General features: G+C 71.2%; 14 protein-coding genes. 7 read left to right on the top strand and 7 right to left on the bottom strand.

The window, feature by feature from the left end:
* Positions 1-194: 194 nt before the first annotated feature.
* The 3 genes from HHX30_RS01045 (at position 195) to HHX30_RS01055 (ending at position 2,583) form a co-directional block, all read left to right on the top strand.
* Positions 195-551: an arsenate reductase family protein gene (locus HHX30_RS01045; RefSeq protein ID WP_169978412.1), complete on the top strand. Its 357-nt coding sequence runs from the start codon at positions 195-197 to the stop codon at positions 549-551.
* A 56-nt stretch (positions 552-607) separates the two neighbouring features.
* A complete protein-coding gene (ybaK, locus tag HHX30_RS01050) occupies positions 608-1,105 on the top strand; it encodes a Cys-tRNA(Pro) deacylase (RefSeq protein ID WP_169978414.1) in 498 nt (165 codons plus the stop codon).
* A gap of 77 nt (positions 1,106-1,182) precedes the next feature.
* Positions 1,183-2,583, top strand: a complete 1,401-nt coding sequence (locus tag HHX30_RS01055) for an amidase (RefSeq protein ID WP_169978416.1) — start codon at positions 1,183-1,185, stop codon at positions 2,581-2,583.
* Positions 2,584-2,605: 22 nt separating this feature from the next.
* Here HHX30_RS01055 and HHX30_RS01060 read toward each other — a convergent pair whose 3' ends face one another.
* The gene (locus HHX30_RS01060) at positions 2,606-3,091 is read right to left on the bottom strand and encodes a hypothetical protein (RefSeq protein WP_169978418.1); all 486 of its coding nucleotides are present in this window, start codon (positions 3,089-3,091) and stop codon (positions 2,606-2,608) included.
* 101 nt (positions 3,092-3,192) lie between these two features.
* Here HHX30_RS01060 and murA point away from each other — a divergent pair, with 101 nt between their 5' ends.
* Both murA and HHX30_RS01070 read left to right on the top strand, forming a co-directional pair.
* The gene (gene murA, locus HHX30_RS01065; RefSeq protein ID WP_169978421.1) at positions 3,193-4,497 is read left to right on the top strand and encodes a UDP-N-acetylglucosamine 1-carboxyvinyltransferase; all 1,305 of its coding nucleotides are present in this window, start codon (positions 3,193-3,195) and stop codon (positions 4,495-4,497) included.
* Positions 4,498-4,549: 52 nt separating this feature from the next.
* Entirely contained in the window at positions 4,550-6,808 is a 2,259-nt protein-coding gene (locus HHX30_RS01070) for a transglycosylase domain-containing protein (protein ID WP_311921949.1), read from the top strand.
* 10 nt (positions 6,809-6,818) lie between these two features.
* Here HHX30_RS01070 and HHX30_RS01075 read toward each other — a convergent pair whose 3' ends face one another.
* From HHX30_RS01075 to HHX30_RS43100, 5 genes are all read right to left on the bottom strand, one after another.
* Positions 6,819-7,475: a response regulator transcription factor gene (locus HHX30_RS01075; protein ID WP_169978423.1), complete on the bottom strand. Its 657-nt coding sequence runs from the start codon at positions 7,473-7,475 to the stop codon at positions 6,819-6,821.
* Entirely contained in the window at positions 7,472-8,569 is a 1,098-nt protein-coding gene (locus HHX30_RS01080; protein ID WP_169978425.1) for a sensor histidine kinase, read from the bottom strand. Before HHX30_RS01080 ends, HHX30_RS01075 begins: the two co-directional genes overlap by 4 nt.
* Positions 8,570-8,571: 2 nt before the next feature.
* Complete coding sequence (locus tag HHX30_RS01085; RefSeq protein WP_311921951.1) at positions 8,572-9,279, bottom strand: DUF998 domain-containing protein; 708 nt, start codon at positions 9,277-9,279, stop codon at positions 8,572-8,574.
* 81 nt (positions 9,280-9,360) lie between these two features.
* The gene (gene dnaE, locus HHX30_RS01090) at positions 9,361-12,882 is read right to left on the bottom strand and encodes a DNA polymerase III subunit alpha (RefSeq protein WP_169978428.1); all 3,522 of its coding nucleotides are present in this window, start codon (positions 12,880-12,882) and stop codon (positions 9,361-9,363) included.
* A 79-nt stretch (positions 12,883-12,961) separates the two neighbouring features.
* The gene (locus HHX30_RS43100) at positions 12,962-13,900 is read right to left on the bottom strand and encodes a chorismate mutase (protein ID WP_169978429.1); all 939 of its coding nucleotides are present in this window, start codon (positions 13,898-13,900) and stop codon (positions 12,962-12,964) included.
* A gap of 291 nt (positions 13,901-14,191) precedes the next feature.
* Between HHX30_RS43100 and HHX30_RS01100 the strand changes: the two genes are divergently transcribed.
* Positions 14,192-16,351 carry a serine/threonine-protein kinase gene (locus HHX30_RS01100; RefSeq protein WP_169978431.1) on the top strand — a complete coding sequence of 720 codons (2,160 nt, stop codon included), beginning with the start codon at positions 14,192-14,194 and terminating at the stop codon, positions 16,349-16,351.
* 78 nt (positions 16,352-16,429) lie between these two features.
* Here HHX30_RS01100 and HHX30_RS01105 read toward each other — a convergent pair whose 3' ends face one another.
* On the bottom strand, positions 16,430-16,921 hold the full coding sequence (locus HHX30_RS01105) for a hypothetical protein (protein ID WP_169978432.1): 492 nt from the start codon (positions 16,919-16,921) through the stop codon (positions 16,430-16,432).
* Positions 16,922-17,142: 221 nt separating this feature from the next.
* Between HHX30_RS01105 and HHX30_RS01110 the strand changes: the two genes are divergently transcribed.
* Entirely contained in the window at positions 17,143-17,367 is a 225-nt protein-coding gene (locus tag HHX30_RS01110; protein WP_169978434.1) for a hypothetical protein, read from the top strand.
* Positions 17,368-17,445 lie beyond the last annotated feature (78 nt).

Here is a 17,445-nt window from a genome sequence, read left to right on the forward strand (position 1 = left end):
GCGGGGAGGGGTTCGGGCAGCCTCCAGCCCCTGGAGGGCGTGGAGGACACGCCTGCGGGAACGGCTCGGACGGCCCCTGGAACATCCGCGCAAGGGCGGCACAGACCGCTGGGCCTTCACCTACCTCGGCCGGTTCGCGCCTTTCCGGCAGCGTTAGCGAGCCCGCCCCCACCGTGACGCGGGACAATGATCCCATGGAGATCTGGATCAATCCGGCCTGCTCGAAGTGCCGGTCGGCTCTGTCGCTTCTGGATGCCGAGGGCGCCGGGTACACGATTCGGCACTACCTGGAGGACCCGCCGAGCGCGGAGGAGCTCGCCGAGATGCTGCGCCGCCTCGGACTGGAGCCCTGGGACGTCGCCCGCCTCGGCGAGCCCGTCGCGGCGGAGCTGGGCATCGAGTCGTGGCCGCGCGACGAGGCGGCCCGCGGGCGGTGGATCGAGGCCATGGCCGCTCACCCGATCCTGATCCAGCGGCCGATCATCACCGCCGACGACGGGACCGCCGTGGTGGCCCGCTCCCCCGAGGCCGTGCGCTCCGTCCTGCGGTGACGGGGTCGTCCACAGGGGGCGAATCGGGAAGGAGCGTCCGCACTAGGCTTGCCGTCGTGAGCAAGACCAAGAGCAAGGGCGGCCAGGGCACTCCGGCGACCGTCGCCCTCACGCAGGCCAAGGCGGAGTTCACCCTTCACCCCTACGACCACGACCCGAACGCCCAGGCGTACGGCGAGGAGGCGGCCGACGCGCTCGGCCTGCCCTACGAGCGGATCTTCAAGACGCTGGTGGCGGAGACCGAGGCGGGCCTGGCGGTCGCGGTCGTACCGGTGGCGGGCAAGCTCGACCTCAAGGCGTTCGCCGCGGCGCTGAAGGGCAAGCGGGCGGCGATGGCCGACGCGGCGAAGGTGGAGCGGGTCACCGGCTACGTGGTGGGGGGCATCAGCCCGCTGGGACAGCGCAAGCGGCTGCCGACCGTGGTGGACGAGTCGGCGCTCGACTTCGAGACGATCTACTTCTCCGCCGGGCGGCGTGGCCTGCAGATCGAGACGGCGCCGGACAACCTCATCCGGCTCGCCCAGGCGGTGACCGCCCCCATCGCCAAGGCCTGAACCTGTCGAGTGTTGCCGTCGCCCGTACGGCTCACAGGCCGTGAAACTGGCCGGAGACCGTAGGGAACGGGGGAGATATGAACGAGCTGGTCGACCTCACCGCGACCGAGATGGCCGCGCTGCTTCGGGCCCGCGAGGTGAGCGCGGTCGAACTGACCGAGGCGTGCCTGCGGCGCATCGACGAGACGAACCCGCGGGTCAACGCCGTCGTGACGCTGACCGCCGAGCGGGCGCTCGACCAGGCCGCGCGCGCCGACGATGACCTGCGGCGCGGGCACGTGCGCGGCCCGCTGCACGGCATCCCGGTCGCGCACAAGGACCTCGCCGACACCGCGGGCGTGCGGACCACGTACGGCTCGCCGGCCTTCGCGAACCACGTGCCCACCGAGGACGACCCGTTGGTGCGGCGCATCCGCGAGGCGGGCGGGATCGCGCTCGGCAAGACGAACACCCCGGAGTTCGGCACCGGCTCGCACACGGTCAACGAGGTGTTCGGGGCGACGCGCAACCCCTACGACCTGTCGAAGAGCGCGGGCGGCAGCAGCGGCGGCGCCGCGGCGGCGCTGGCGTGCCGGATGGTGCCGCTCGCCGACGGCTCCGACATGGGCGGGTCGCTGCGCAATCCCGCGTCGTTCTGCAATGTGGCGGGCCTTCGGCCCACCCCGGGGCGGGTGCCGGCGAAGTCGGCGACGGCGGCCTGGTTCACGCTCAGCGTGCCGGGCCCGATGGCCCGCACGGCCGCCGACCTGGCGCTGTTCATGTCGGCCATCGCCGGGTTCGACCCGGTCTCACCGTTCTCGATCCGCGAGGACGGTGAGACGTTCGCGGCGCCGCTGGACATGGACCTCGCCGGCGTCCGCGTCGCCTTCAGCCCCGACCTGGGCGGCCTCCCGGTCGATCCGCGGACGGCCGCGGCGACGGCGCGGGCGGCCGAGACGCTGGCCGCGCTGGGCGCCAAGGTCGAGCAGGTGGACCTGGACCTGTCCGACGCCGAGGAGGCGTTCCGCGTCTACCGGTCGTGGTACTACGCGCTCAGTTTCGGTGACCTCCCCGAGGTGGGCCCCAACGTGGCCTGGAACGTGGAGCAGGGGCGGAAGGTCACCGGCGCCGACCTCGCCCGGGCCGAGCGGCTGCGCACCGGGCTGTTCCACCGCGTGCGGGAGTTCTTCGGGCGGTACGACTTCCTCGTGGCGCCCGTCAGCCAGGTGCCGCCGTTCCCGGTGGAGCAGCCGTACGTCACGGAGGTGGCCGGGGTGGAGATGCCCGACTACCTGGCGTGGATGCGCTCGTGCTACTGGGTCAGCGTGCTGCACGCGCCCGCGATGTCGGTGCCGTGCGGGTTCACGCCCGAGGGCCTGCCGGTCGGCCTGCAGATCGTGGGCAGGCCGTGGGCCGACATGGAGGTCCTGCGTCTCGGGCACGCCTTCGAGCAGGCGACCGGCCTCTGGCGGACCGTGCCGGGCCTCGACGGGGCCTAGCGACGGGGCCTAGCGACAGGGTCTAACGGGCGCGCTGGTTGTAGGTCACGGCGAACTCGACGACCCAGAAGGCCGCGGTGGCGACGAGCGGCCAGGCGAACAGCACTCCGTGCGCGGTCAGGTCGAGTGAGGTCGTGGTGGTGTAGCCGCCCGGTCCCGCCGCCTGGACCACGCCCTTGGCCGTGCCGCCGACCAGCATCGCGACATACCCGGCGAGCAGCCCGCCGGCCGCGAGCCCCACGAGGACCCCGACCGGCCTGTCGCGCGACAGCACATACCCCGCGACCGCGCAGACCAGGCCGAACGCGCCGGTGACGGCGGCGAACCAGCCGTCGGCCTCGATGAGGGACTGCGTCTCCGGGTCGGCCAGGTGCGGCGTGCCGTCGACCAGCACGTACCGCGTGGCGGGGGCGAGCGCCGACCACACGTATCCGGCGACCGCGCCGAGGACGGCGAGCACGAGGACGGTCACGACGGTCGTCGCCAGATTGCCCCTCAGATGCCGCACCGTCCCGATAGTACCCACATGGTAATCGGGTCCGATCCCGTTACTCTTGCTGAAGCCGGGTGCAGGGGACGCGCGGCATCGGTGTGGGCCAAGGAGGCCGAGTGAGCGAAGAGGTATGGCAGATCGACCCGTCCGGCCCGTTGCGGGGAGACGTGGAGGTCCGGGGATCGAAGAACGCGGTTTCCAAGCACATGGTGGCGGCGATGCTCGGGACAGGTCCGAGCATCCTGCACAACGCCCCCGAGGTCGGCGAGGTGGGGCTGACCGCCGCCATGCTCGAAGCCCTCGGCATCCATGTGGAGATCACCCCTGGTGAGATCGCCATCGAACGGGGCAGCGAGATCCGGCCGCGCGTGCCGGAGGAGTACACCGGTCTCAACCGCATCCCGATCCTGATGCTCGGCCCGCTGCTGCACCTGGCGGGCGAGGCGTTCGTCCCCCTCGTCGGCGGCGACCCCATCGGCAGGCGGCCGGTCAACTTCCACGTCGAGGCGCTGCGGTCGATGGGCGCGGAGATCGAGGTCGGCGACAACGGCATCACCGCCAAGGCGAGCCGGCTGCGCGGCAACCGCATCACGCTCCCCTACCCCAGCGTGGGCGCCACCGAGACGATCCTCATGACGGCGGTGCTCGCGGAGGGCAAGACCGTCATCAAGGGCGCGGCGATGGAGCCCGAGGTGGTGGAGCTGGCACTGTTCCTCCAGCGCATGGGCGCGATGATCGAGCTGAGCCCGGACCGGCGCATCGTCATCGAGGGCGTCGAGAAGCTGCACGGCGCCTCCACCTGGCTGGCCGGCGACCGCATCGAGGCGTTCTCGTACCTCGTGGCGGGCCTGGTGACGGGCGGCGAGGTGCGCGTGCACGGCTGCCACCAGGACCGGCTCGTCACCGCCATCACCACGCTGGCGCGGATGGGCGCGCGGTTCGAGATCACCGACGAGTGGCTGTGCGCCTCGGCCCCGGACGGCCTGCGCGCGGCGGCGGTGCAGACCGACACCCACCCCGGTTTCATGACGGACTGGCAGACGCCGCTGATGGTGCTGTTCACCCGCGCCGAGGGCATGTCGGTGCTGCACGAGACGGTGTTCGAGAACCGGCTCGTGTACGTGCCCGCGCTGCAGAAGATGGGGTGCGAGATCGAGGTGTTCGCCCAGTGCCTGGGCGGCCCGGCGTGCCGCTATCACGACACCAACGCCAAGCACTCGGCGGTCGTTCGCGGAGTCTCCAACCTGCGCGGGGCCGACGTCACGCTCCCCGACATCCGCGCCGGGTTCTCCGCGGTGCTGGCCGCCGCCGTGGCCGAGGGCACCTCGACCCTGCGGGGCGTCAACCACATCGAACGCGGCTACCACAGACCGTTCGAACAGTTCACCTCCCTCGGATTGAAGATCAACAGGATCACGTAAAGCTTTACGGCTCCCGGGTTTGGACAAACGCCAGAGGTCGCACTGATATCCCGTGACCTCTCGTCTTCTCGGCGTCGCTTTCGGGCGCGCCGTCCTCGCGCTGGGCCTGTGCGGCACAGCCGGGGGCACCCTGGTCGCCGGGCTGGTGATGCCCTTCGTGGGCGGAGCCGGCCTGGCGGCCAGGAGCGCCGCGTCCACCCTCACCTACCTGCCCTCGCCGCTGCGTGAGGAGCCGCTGCCCGAGGTGACACGGCTGCTCGACCGCAACGGACGTCAGATCGCGCAGTTCTACTACCAGAACCGGCAGTCGGTGCCGCTGAGCGCGGTCGCCCCGGTCATGCGCCGGGCCATCGTGGCCATCGAGGACGCCCGGTTCTACGAGCACGGCGGTCTCGACCTCAAGGGCACGCTGCGTGCATTCGTCACCAACACCCGGGCCGGCGGGATCCGGCAGGGCGGCTCGTCCATCAGCCAGCAGCTCGTCAAGAACATCATGCTGAACCAGGCCGAGTCGGAGGACGAGCGGGCGCAGGCCCTCGTGCGCTCGTTCCGCCGCAAACTCGACGAGTTGCGGTACGCGCTGGCGCTGGAGCGCAAATACACCAAGGACCAGATCCTCGAGCGTTACCTCAACATCGCCTACTTCGGCGCGGGGGCGTTCGGCGTGCAGGCCGCGGCCAAGCGGTTCTTCGGCGTCGACGCCGCCGACCTGACGCTCACGCAGGCCGCGACGCTCGCCGGCGCCGTGCGCACGCCGTACGACACCGATCCCTCTTTGGGCGACGAGCACAGGGACCGGCTGCGGGCCCGGCGCGACCTGGTTCTCGGCCGGATGGCCGAGCTGAGGATGATCGACGGGAACGTGGCGCGCGCCGCCGCGGCCGAGCCGCTGGGACTGCGCCTGCGGCCCGAGCCCGGCGGCTGCGCCGGCAGCGCCCACCCCTTCTTCTGCGTGTACGTGGAACGCGAGGTGCTCGGCAACCCCGCGTTCGGGTACACCAGGGCCGACCGGGAGCGACGCCTGCAGCGGGGCGGGCTGACCATCTGGACGACCATCGACCCGGTCGCGCAGCGGGCCGCGGCGCGTGCCATCGCCGCGCGGGTCAGGCCGCGCGACAACCAGGTGGCGTCGGAAACCATGATCGAGCCGGGCACCGGGCACATCCGCGCGATGGCGGTGAGCAAGCGGTACGGACGCAACCCGCACGACCGCGACCTCGGGCCCGCCACCACCTACAATCTGGCGGCCGACACCGCGCACGGCGGCGGGCTCGGCCTGCAGGCGGGCTCCACGTTCAAGGTGTTCACGCTGGCCACCGCGCTCAAGCAGGGGATGCGGTTCGGCGACGGCTTCACGATCCCCGGCGCGTACGTCCCGTCGTACGGCTACCGCGACTGCTCGGGCAGGACCGTCAACGACCCGAAAACGGTCATCCACAACGCGGGCGGCGAGGGCGGCGGCGGGCCGTACAGCCTGGAGATGGGCACCTGGCAGTCGGTGAACATCTTCTACATGCGGCTGGAGCGCGAGGTCGGCCTGTGCGACGTGGTGCGAACGGCCAGGTCACTGGGCATCAGGCGGGCGGACGGCGCGCCGCTGCACGAGGTGCCGACGTTCACGCTGGGGGCAAACGAGATGGACCCCACCACCGTGGCGGCGGCGTACGCGGCGCTGGCCGCCCGCGGCCGTTACTGCCGGCCGCTGGCCATCACCGCCGTGGTGGAGCGCGACGGCACCCGCACCGACATCCCACCGGCGTGCGTGACCGCGATCGAGCCCGAGGTCGCCGACGCGGTGAGCCACGTGCTCACGGGGGTCTTCTCCAAGGGCACGATGCGCGGCCAGTCCATCGGGCGGCCCGCCGCGGGCAAGACGGGCACCAACAACGGCTACACCTCGGCCTGGTTCGCCGGGTACACGCCGGGCCTCGCGGCCGCCGTCAGCGTGGGCGACATCCGCGGCTCCTACCGCTATCCGCTCACCGGCGTCACCATCGGCGGCCGCTACTACGGCGCGGTGCAGGGCGCCTCGCTGCCCGGCCCGATCTGGGTGGACTCGATGCGCGCCGCCCTGCGGGACACCCCCGTGTACGGCTTCGTCCCACCCGACATGGCCCGGTTCGGCGGTGGGTTCACGCCGGGCCTGAAGGAGGCGCTGGAGAAGCAGCGCAAGAAGGAGAAGAAGAAGCGGGAGCGGGAGCGCGAGCGCGGCAGGCACGACGACGGCGACAGCGCGTCGGCCCACGCGGAGCAGGCGGCGAAGCGTACGACGGCGAACCGGGGAACCCACCGTGTGCAGCGCCCCGCCTGAGGGACCGGTTTCAGGTGCCGGCAGGCGAGGAACCGACGAGACCGTGCTCGTAGGCGAGGATGACGAGCTGCACGCGGTCGCGAACTCCCAGCTTGGTGATGGCCCTGGTGATGTGGGTCTTCACGGTCAGCGAGCTGATCACCAGCGCGGCGGCGATCTCGTCATTCGACAGGCCCGTCGCCACCAGCCGGACCACCTCGCTCTCGCGTGTCGTCAGCGCGGACAGCGTCGCGGCCGGCCGTGGACGGTGGGCGAAACGTTCGACGACGCGGCGCGTGACGCTCGGCGACAGTAGAGCTTCGCCTGCCGCCACGACCTCGACCGCCCGGCGCAACTCGGCCAGATCGACCTCCTTGGTGAGGAAACCGCTCGCCCCTGCCCGCAGGGCTTCAAAGACATGCTCGTCGGTGTCGAACGTCGTCAGGATGATCACCTTGGTCGCCGGCAGCTCGGTCAGGATCCGGCGCGTGGCGTCGATTCCGTTCATCCCCGGCATCCTGATGTCCATCAGCACGACCTCCGGTCGCAGCCGGATGGCCTGGCGTATCGCATCCTCGCCCGTAGCGGCCTCGCCGACGACGGCGAGGGTCTTGGCGCGGGCCAGCAGGGCGCGGAAGCCCGCCCTCACGAGCGCCTGATCGTCGACGAGCAGCACGCTGATGGTCATGACGCCAGGCCGCTCATGTAAGCCGTCAGGGGCAGGACGGTCTGTACGGCGAAGCCGCTGCCGGCCTCGATGCGCAGCGTTCCCCCGACGGCCGTGACACGCTCACGCATCCCGGTCAGGCCGTGCCCCGCGGTGTAATCCGCCGTCGCGCTCCCGTCGTCGACGACATTCACCACCAGGTCGCAGGCTGTGGCCTGCACCTTAATCGTGAGGCGGCCGGCGTCGGAGTGGCGCAGGGTGTTGATCACCGCCTCCTGGACGACTCGGTAGGCGGTGAGTGCCTGGGCCGCCGGGACGGCGGCGAGGTCGCCCTCGGGCTGGTAGCGCACCTCCAAACCGGCGGCCCGAGCCTGTGCGACCAGGTCGGCGATGGATTCCAAACCCTGCTGCGGGGTGTCGCGGAGCTCGCCGACGAACGCTTTGAGGTCCCTCGCGGCCTGGTTGCGCACGGCGATGGCGGTGTTCAGGGCGGCCCGCGCTTCCTCGGGGGAATCGTCCAGGACCGCGACGGCCACGTTCAGGTGGACGCCGACGACGGCCAGGGTGTGGGCGACCACGTCATGGACCTCTCGGGAGATGTGCAGGCGCTGCTCGGCCAGCCGGGTCTGTTCCAGTTGCAGGAGGCGGGCCCGGTGTTCGGCCCTCCACCGGCCGTACTGGCGCGTGGCGCTCGCCGCGGCCAGCACCAACGCCAGCCAGAGTAACTCGACGCCGCCCCGGGCGAGCGCTTCGGGGGCGTCCAGCCCCTGCTGGCCCAGGCCGTACGCCAAAGTCAGGGCGCCGACGGTGACGGCCCAGCCGGGCCGGGTGAGTGCGGCGGTGAACAGGGCGGCCGACAGCGGCCAGACCCAGCCGCCCTCGAACAGGCCGGAGCTCTGGTAGCCGATGAGCACCCCGGCGGACAGGACGAGGACGAGGAGGGGGCGGCGTCTGCGAGCCAACAGCAGTCCCCCCAGGAGAACCCCCAGGGCGAACGCGCCGTGCCACAGCAACGGCGCACCCGTCACCGCCGGGCCCGCGGCCACTCCCACGCCGGTCAGCAGGGCCGACGCGAGATCCACCAACAGGGCGCGGCGCACCCTGATCGTGCCCATGCTCACGTCCCGTCACTCGCCGATACGAGGCCCCGCGAGCCCCCGGTCAGAGGGCGGGCCCTCGACGGACCGGTGGCGGCCAGGGCGAGCCAGAGCAGATTCAGCCCGAGCAGGACCCGCTCGGCCAGGCCCAGCGGAGCCGTGTGCGTGAACGCCATCACGTCCGCCATCGCCACGGCGAACAGCAGGAACGCCACCGACGACGCCCAGGCCAGCACGGTCAGCCCGCGCGCCTTCGACGCCCACGCGGGCTCGCGCCGCCAACGCACGGTCAGCCGTACGATCGCGATCGCCAGCGCGAGGAGTCCCACCCAGGCGGCCGCCCCGTGCACACTCTCCGACAGCGAGGGATTGGACCAGCTACCGGGCGGATCAGCCGGGAAGATCGCTGCGACCAGGGCACAGCCGGCCCACAACCACAACAGTCCCCCGCCCCACCCGCTGCCCGCGGCCCGGACGGCCAGGGCCGCGGTCCCGGCGGCGAGTCCCAGCAGGCCGACGGTGACCAGCCAGCCGTACGGCAGGTTGACGTACCTGCTGATCGTCTCGTCCACCGGCTCGTACCCCCGGTTGACCACGTCGGACCCCACGAAGGCAAGGATAGCGATCACGAAACCAGCCAAAGAGAACCTCGTACTCATGCCCCCAACGGTAGGTTTCGGTGACGGCCGGACACATCGGCCGTAACGCGTCACCTGGGTCTGCGACATCGGAGTACCCGGCTACACCAATCGATGTACGACGGCGCCCTCCCGCCCACAGAGCCCGCTCTCCTCCGGGGTCCCCACCGGTCAGCCCGCCAGACAGGCCGGGCCGAGCAGCTGCTTGAGGTCTCCCATCAGGGCGGGCGAGGGACTCACGCGGAGCCGGTCGTCCAGCCGCATGACCGTCGTACGCGGCCCGTTGTGCACCTGGAGGTGGACCTCCGTGGTCCCCGGGTGGGTGGTGAGCACCTCCTTGAGGCGGCCGACGACAGGCGGCGTGCAGCGGTTGATCGGCATGCTCACCACCAGCGGCCCGCCCGACTCGGCCGTGAGGTCCGGCGCGGTCACCTCCATCGCGATGATCTTCGCGACGTCCTCCCGCTTGTCGATCCTGCCCTTGACGAAGACGATCGCGTCCTCGGCGAGCACGGTCGCGCAGAGCTGGTAGGCCGACGGGAAGATCATGACCTCGATCGAGCCCTCCAGGTCCTCCAGCATCGTGAGGACCCAGGTGTCACCCTTCTTGGTCACCTTGCGCTGCAGGCCCGACAGGATGCCGCCGACCGTGACGACCTGCCCGTCGGAACGGCTGTCGTCCTGCAGGGCCGCGATCGAGCAGTCGGCGCCCGCCGACAGGATGTGCTCGACGCCGAACAACGGGTGGTCGGAGACGTACAGGCCGAGCATCTCCCGCTCGAACTGCAGCAGCGTCGTCTTGTCCCACTCCCCCGGCGGGATCTGCACGTCGAAGGTCTGGTCCTCGGCGCCGTCGATCGCGCCGAACAGCGAGTCCTGGCCGATGGCCTCGTTCTTCTTGATGTCGATGATCGCGTCCACCGCCTGCTCGTGCACCATGAGCAGGCCCTTGCGCACGTGCCCGTACGAGTCGAACGCGCCCGACTTGATCAGCGACTCGATGACCCGCTTGTTGCAGACGATCGCGGGGACCTTGCGCAGGAAGTCCTTGAAATCGGTGAACCTGCCCTTCTCCTTGCGCGCGGCGATGACGCCGTCCACGACGTTCGCGCCGACGTTGCGGATGGCCGACAGGCCGAACCGGATGTCGGTGCCGCGCGGGGTGAAGTCGAAGTCCGAGTCGTTGACGTCCGGCGGGAGCACCTTGATGCCCATGCGGCGGCACTCGTTGAGGTAGAGGGCCGACTTGTCCTTGTCGTCCTTGACGCTGGTCAGCAGGGCCGCCATGTACTCGGCCGGGTAGTTGGCCTTGAGATAGGCGGTCCAGTACGACACCAGGCCGTACCCGGCGGTGTGCGCCTTGTTGAACGCGTAGTCGGAGAACGGGAGAAGGATGTCCCACAGGGCCTTGATGGCCGCCGCGGAGAACCCGTTCTCCTTCATGCCCTTCTCGAAGAACTCGAACTGCTTGTCCAGCTCGGACTTCTTCTTCTTGCCCATCGCGCGGCGGAGCAGGTCGGCGCCGCCGAGCGTGTAGTTGGCCACCTTCTGGGCGATGGCCATGACCTGCTCCTGATACACGATCAGGCCGTAGGTCGTGCTGAGGATGTCCTTGAGCGGCTCCTCCAGCTCGGGGTGGATCGGGGTGATCTCCTGCTGGCCGTTCTTGCGCAGGGCGTAGTTGGTGTGCGAGTTGGCGCCCATCGGGCCGGGGCGGTAGAGCGCGAGGGCCGCGGAGATGTCCTCGAAGTTGTCGGGCTTCATCAGCCGCAGCAGCGTGCGCATGCCGCCGCCGTCCAGCTGGAAGATGCCGAGCGTGTCGCCCTTGGCCAGCAGCTCGTACGTCCTGGTGTCGTCCAGCGGCAGGTCGAGCAGCTCGATCCGGTTCCCGGTGTTGCCCTCGATCATCTTCAGGCAGTCGTCGATGATCGTGAGGTTGCGCAGGCCCAGGAAGTCCATCTTCAGCAGGCCGAGCGTCTCGCAGGTCGGGTAGTCGAACTGCGTGATGATCGCGCCGTCGGAGTCGCGGCGCATGATCGGGATGTGGTCGGTCAGCGGCTCGGCCGACATGATGACGCCCGCGGCGTGCACACCGGTCTGCCGGATCAGGCCCTCCAGGCCGCGCCCGAGGTCGATCGTCGACTTCACGTCGACGTCCTCCTCGTACAGCTTGCGCAGCTCGCCCGCCTCGTTGTAGCGCGGGTGGTCGCCGTCGAAGATGCCCGACAGCGGGATGTCCTTGCCCATCACGGCCGGGGGGAACGCCTTGGAGATGCGGTCGCCCAGCGCGTACGGGTACCCGAGGACGCGACCGGCGTCCTTCACGGCCGCTTTCGCCTTGATGGTGCCGAACGTGGCGATCATGGCGACCTTGTCGGCGCCCCACTTCTCGGTCACGTAGCGGATCACGTCGGCGCGCCGGCGCTCGTCGAAGTCGATGTCGATGTCGGGCATCGAGACGCGCTCGGGGTTGAGGAACCGCTCGAAGATCAGGCCGTGCGGGATCGGGTCGAGGTCGGTGATGCCCAGCGCGTACGCGACCAGCGAGCCGGCGGCGGAACCACGGCCGGGACCGACCCGGATGCCGTTGTTCTTCGCCCACATGATGAAGTCGGCGACCACGAGGAAGTAGCTCGGGAAGCCCATCTGGAGGATGACGCCGATCTCGTTCTCGACCCAGGTGCGGTGCTCCTCGTCCACGCCGCCAGGGAAGCGGCGCTTCATGCCCTCCCAGACCTGCTGCCGGAAGTACTCCTCCTCCGACATCCCCTCGGGGATCGGGTAGGTCGGCATCAGGTTGTGGTACGGGAAGAAGCCCTCGGGGTCGACCTTCTCGGCCACCAGCAGCGTGTTGCGGCAGCCCTCCTGCCAGATGTCGGAGGAGTCGACCGCCCGCATCTCGTCGGCCGACTTGACGTAGTAGCCGCTGCCGTCGAACCGGAACCGGTCGGGGTCGCTGAGCTGCTTGCCCGTCTGGATGCACAGGAGGGCGTCGTGACCGGCCGCGTCGGACTCGTACGTGTAGTGGGAGTCGTTGGTGACGACCGGCGGAATGTCCAGCTCCCGGCTGATCCGGATGAGGCCGTCGCGGACCCGCCGCTCGATGTCGAGACCGTGGTCCATGATCTCCAGGAAGTAGTTGTCCTTCCCGAAGATCTCCTGGTACTTCGCCGCGGCCCTGAGCGCCTGGTCGTACTGGCCGAGCCGCAGGCGGGTCTGCACCTCGCCGGAGGGGCAGCCGGTTGTGGCCATCAGGCCCTCGGCGTGCTCGGCGAGGATGTCGGCGTCCATCCGGGCCCACTTGCGGACGAAGCCCTCGGTGTAGGCACGCGAGCTGAGCTTCATCAGGTTCTGCAGCCCGGCCTTGTTCCGGGCCCAGATCGTCATGTGGGTGTAGTAGCCACCCGCCGAGACGTCGTCGCTCTTCTGGTGCGGCTCGCCCCACAGCACCGGCTTCTTGTGCATGCGCGACTCGGGCGCGACGTACGCCTCGATGCCGAGGATGGGCTTCACCCCGGCGGCGGTCGCCTGCTTGTAGAAGTCGTAGGCGCCGTGCATGTTGCCGTGGTCGGTGATCGCGATCGCGGGCATCTCCAGCTCGCCCACGAGTTTGAACATCTGCTTCAGCCGCGCCGCTCCGTCGAGCATCGAGTACTCGGTGTGGACGTGCAGATGCACAAACGAATCACCCATGAGACCCCCATCGTCACCGGACCGCGGACCAGAGCCTACGCCGTGATCGCGAACCAGTGGGACTCAGGTGAAGCAGAGTTTATCTCCGCTCCTCGCCGTCCCGCGTCTCCTCCGACAGACGCAGTCCGGCCTCGATCACGGCGTTCATGATCGGGGCGAGCAGCCCGGCGCCGAGGCTGGGGGCGCGGCGGGCCATGGCCGTGACGAGGCGGCGCTCGCGCTCCATGTCCCGGCCCCGGAAACCGCCTACGGGCTTGAGGCGCTGGATCCGCCCGGCCAGCCCGGCCCGGCGTTCGAGGAGCGTGGCGAGGGCCGCGTCCACGCGGTCGATCGCGCCCCGGGCCGCGTCGAGGGTCTCGGGTACCTCCGGCCGCAGGATCGCCGCCACGACGGTGGCCGCCTCGTGCGCCGCCGCGAGAGCCCGCACAGGCGCGCCCGGGCCGACCAGCAGGCCGTCCGCCCCCGCCGCCACCGCCGCGTCCGCAAGCGCGCCGTCGCCGCCCAGCCCGGCGAGCACGGGGCGGCCGGTGCGCTCCCGCGCCGCGCGCATGAGCCCGAGGTCGGGCGCGGCGTCCTCCGGCTCCGCGCGCCCGCCGCTCTCGCAGAGCACGATCGCCTCGTTGTCCTCGGCCGCGCAGTCGTCCACCGCGGTCAGCCACTCCTCCAGCGTCGCCGTCCGCCCGCCCACGACGCCCCGCTGCAGGACGACGGGCAGCCCGAGCCGGGCCGCGGCGCGGACGAGGCCGGGATCGCACGCCCAGGCCGCCCCGACCACAACTCCGTCGGCGTGCCGGGCCACGGTGGGCAGGTCGGCGACCGAGGCGGGCTCCACCAGCAGCGGGCCCGCCCAGCTCGCCCTGGCCTCGGCGACCGTCCCGTCGCCGGGCGGGCCGCCGTCGCCGCGCAGACGCAGCCAGCGGGCGTCCTGGCCGCCGACGACCACCACGGGTAGCCCGTCGCCGATCACGAGATCACCGATCCGTACGGCGTCGCGGTCGAGTTGGGCTGCCTTCGTCATGTGGGCTCCTCCGTGGCCGCGTGCGAAAACCGGACGTGCGAAACGAAAAAGGCAGAGACGCTGGCGTCCCTGCCTCAAGCCGGCTCCGGATGGTCGCTAGCTCACCTTCACGCGACCGGCCCTCCCGGAGCCGGCCTCCTAAACGAGCTGTACGTACCCATAACTAGGACCTTAGCAGCGACGGGCCACGACTCGAACCGATCTGTCTCGGATTCCGGGATCGTCGGCGATGGACGCGGTTGATCCCTTTGCCATCCGTGGGACGATTCATGGGTCCAGGAAGGGGTTCGAGTGTCGCGTGCGGAAGGCCGGCTCGTCGGAGGCCGGTACCAGTTGGTGGAGCCGATCGGCCGGGGTGGCATGGGCGTCGTCTGGCGCGCCCACGACGAGTTGCTGGACCGCGCGGTCGCGGTGAAGGAGGTCCGCTACGACAGCGCCATGGGCGACGAGCTCAGCGACCTCAACCGCCGGACCATGCGCGAGGCCCGGGCCGCCGGGCGCCTCACCCACCCGAACGTGGTGGTCGTCCACGACGTGATCGAGGAGGACGACCGGCCCTGGATCATCATGCAGCTGGTGCCGTCCCGCTCGCTCGGGCAGGTGATCAGGGAGGACGGCCCGCTGTCCCCCGAGCGCACCGTCGAGATCGGGCTGCAGATCCTGGACGCGCTGCGCGCCGCGCATCGGCAGGGCGTGCTGCACCGCGACGTCAAGCCCGAGAACGTGCTGCTCACCGACGACGGCCGGGTGGTCCTGACCGACTTCGGCATCGCCCGGCTCGAAGCCGACTCCACCATGACCCGCACCGGCCTCGTCGGCACCCCCGCCTTCATCGCCCCGGAACGGCTTCGCGGCGAGGCCGCGCAGCGCGAGTCGGACCTGTGGTCGCTGGGCGCCACGCTCTACACGGCGGTCGAGGGCAAGCCCCCGCACGACCGCGGCATGGCGATGGCCACCATGCACGCGGTGCTGAACGAGGACCCGGCGCCGCCGCGGCGCGCGGGCGCGCTCGGTGCCGTGCTGCTGCGGATGCTCGCCAAGGAGCCCGCCGACCGGGCCGGTTACGAGGAGCTGACCCGCCTGCTCAAGCGGGCGTCGCGGGACCTCGCCCCGCCGCCGTCCCGGCCCGCGGCCGCCGCCGAAGGCAAGGCGCCCCGGGGCGCGGCGCCGTACCCGCCCGTGTCCTCCTCACCGCCGGAGTCCTCGCCGCGGCGCGGCGAGCGTCCCGCGCCGCCCGCGGAGCCCGGCGACGCGGCCGCGGGTGCCGGTGAGATCACCTCGCCCATCCCCGTCGTCCAGGACGAGCCCGGGACCCCTCAGGAGGGCGACGTCCCGGCGCCCATGCCGGAGACCGGCGTGCAGGCCGCCCCGCCCGCCCGTACGACGCCCTCGGACGAAGGCGATCCGGCGGCCGGCGACAAGGACGGCAAGGACCACAAGGACGGCGAGGACGGGACCACCAAGGTCGCCCCCGCCGTCGCCTCCGGCACGGTCGGCCGTGCGGTCGGCGGCGCGGTCGCCGAGGAGAACCGCGAGGCGCCGGAGGCCTCCGCCGAGGCGGCCGGGATCGCCGACGCCGGCGACCGGCTCGCCGGGCTGCGGCAGGAGCCGCCCGCCGCGCCGCCGGCACAGAGCGGGGCGGCACAGAGCGGGGCGGCACAGAGCGGGGCGGCACAGAGCGGGGCGGCGTGGCACGCCGCGTCCACCACCCCGGTCGAGCCCAGGTCGCGGGGCGGCCTGCTGAAGGTCGCGCTGGTCCTCGTTCCGGCGCTGCTGGTCATCGCGGGTATCGCGGGCTATCTCGGGCTGAAGGCGGGTGGGGACGACCCGGGAGGCAAGCCCGCCGCCGGATCGGACCCGTCGACCGGGAAGACCACCGAGAAGCCCTCCGCCTCGGCGCCCTCCTCGGCCGCGCCGTCCTCCGCCGAGCCGTCGGCGTCCCCCTCGGACGAGCCGGCGACGTCGGCGTCCCCCGAGCCCTCCCCGGACGGCGACGGCCCCGGCCCCGGGGACGTCCCCGACGGCTGGCACAAGTACAAGCACTCGAGCGGGTTCTCCATCGCCCTGCCGAAGGGGTGGCACGCCGATGGCAGGGGCAACGGTGAGGTTCGCTTCCGCGGGGACTCGCACACCTACCTGGAGGTGCACCACACCTCCAGCCCCGAGTCGGACGCGCTGAAGGTCTGGCAGCGCGACGTGCCGGGCATGAGCCGGAACTTCCCCGGCTACAAGCTCATCGCCATCAAAGAGGTCAAGGGCTACTGGAAGACCGCGGCCGACTGGGAGTTCACCTTCGGCGACAGCCGCTACCGGTCCCGTGTGATCGACCGCGGCTTCGTCACCGACAAGAACAACGGCTACGCGCTGCTCTACAAGACCCAGGACAAGGACTGGAAAAAGAAGAAGAAGCTCTTCGAGACCATGGCCGCCACCTTCAAGCCGGCGAAATAGCGGGGACCGGGCGCGCCGGTGACCGCCGGGCACCCACTACGCGGGTGCCCGGCATGGCACGGCGGTGAGGCGATGCGGTCAGGGCTGGCCGACGTAGTCGACCACGACGGTCGCCTCGCGGGCGGTCCAGCTGGTGGGCACCGGCGTGAACGTCACCTTCCCGGAGCCGTAGCACGGCAGCGTCGCGGTGACCGGGATCTCGGCCTTGACCCCGTAGTAGCGCAGCGTGAGCGCTCTCGCAACGGTTGACGGGTCGCCCAGGTCCACCGCGATCGTGGTGCCGCCGCTGCCGGTGTAGCCGGCGCTCGCCGCCGACGACGAGATCGCGACGGGCCGCACCTCAACCGTCTGCCCGGCGAGCGGATGACCGGTCTGTCCTGGGAATACCGGCCCGAAGCACGCCATCTTGATGGTCGCGTGGCCGGTCTGTCCGTTGACGAAACCGTAGAAGTACTGGTGGGGGCCGATGGGAGCGGGATCGACGACCTCGGCCGAGGCGGGGAGCGCGGTGGCCGCCACGAGGACGGCGGCGGCCAGGGGGACGAGGCGCGCTGCGGCGGTGCGGAACACGGGACCTCCGACTGACGACAGGACGGGGACGTGCGACCCGCACGGTAGGCCGGTCCTTCCGGCGGGTCAACGATCCCGCTCCCCACTCGATCCGGTGCTCAGGAGACGCGGCGGAACCGGTGAAAAGTTCACCCCCGCTCCTCGGGAATGCCGACTCCGCAGGGCCGCCGTATCCGGAGCGGCACGCCCCGTCCGCGGCCCCTCCCACGACCGCGCGAGCGATGGGCGCGACCAGCGCGACCGCTTCGGCCGGTCCTGCTTTGGGACAGCTCAGAGAGGCGGCGGAGATGCTGACGGGAGAGCCGGCCCACGACGAGGTGTGGCTGTGGGAGCTGGACCGCTACGGCGCCTCGTCGCGGCCGGGACTCGGGCACCTGGTCAGGGCCCCCTGGCCGACCCCCGCCGCGCTCGGGCGCGCTCTGACCTGCCTCATGTGCCCCTCCTGAGCGGCGGTCACGTTCGGCGCACTCGCCCTTTCCCGGCATGGCGCGTTTCAAGGCCTCGCCGCATTTTGCAACGCTTCT

The sequence above is a fragment of the Microbispora sp. H10836 genome (assembly GCF_012999525.1).
Lineage (GTDB): Bacteria > Actinomycetota > Actinomycetes > Streptosporangiales > Streptosporangiaceae > Microbispora.